General features: G+C 53.6%; 1 protein-coding gene. It reads right to left on the minus strand.

Features of this window, described 5'->3' with window-relative positions:
* Positions 1 to 709, minus strand: a 709-nt coding sequence (locus ACOCD2_RS23255; RefSeq protein ID WP_419620300.1) for a hypothetical protein, incomplete at its 3' end; no start/stop codon positions are given.
* Between the last annotated feature and the right edge of the window lie 86 nt (positions 710 to 795).

A 795-nucleotide genomic window follows, 5' to 3' on the forward strand; every position in this document is an offset into this window, starting at 1 on the left:
GGTTGGCACGGTTGGACACCAGTGTGCTGTCACTGAGCTCCAGGGTCGACCTGAAGCTGTCGATTGCCCCGCCGAAGTCATGGACATTATTTTTGAACGTACTCTGTCGAATGTACACCTTGCCGCCCCCTCCGTTGTAGATGGCACCCCCATTATTGTCACTGAAGGTGCTCCCCCTGATGTTCAGCGTCCCTCCGTTGTTCAAGATGGCACCGCCGCCATGACTCGCGTAGTGGTTACTCATCCGGCAATATTCCATTGTCAGGGTGCCGTAGTTGTAGATGCCACCCCCAGTCGATGTCTCCCCCATTCGAGAAATAGTTCCGGTTGCGGAAGACTTGTAGCCGCGTATCAGGTGCAGAAATTTCAGCGTTACCTTGGACCCGCTCTCAATCTCAAACAGACGCGTGTGGCCACCGCCGCTGATCGTGATGCCCTTGTATTTATCCCAGATCACATCCCCCTGGATGGTAATGTTTTTGTTGACGCTGATCGGACTCGACAACACGAGGGGGGCAATGCCGTCATTTTTGAGTGACCGCGCAAAAACAATGGTGTCGCCGTCATGGGCCTTCGCCAGGATTGCGCGCAACGATCCACTGCCGCTGTCACTGAGGTTGGTAACAGTCAATGTGACTGCCTGGAGTGATTGCGCCATGCAGCCCAGCAAGGTGAGCATGATGATGCGTTTACATAGGATTTTCGACATTTTCGTTCTCCGCGAATTCAACTCAACAAGTGCAACGGCTGGATTGTTCCCGAAGAATACCTGATTTGGGTGTTTTCTGGCCCAGG

Source organism: Thiolapillus sp. (genome assembly GCF_048562965.1).
GTDB classification, from domain to species: Bacteria; Pseudomonadota; Gammaproteobacteria; order Chromatiales; family Chromatiaceae; genus Thiolapillus; species Thiolapillus brandeum_A.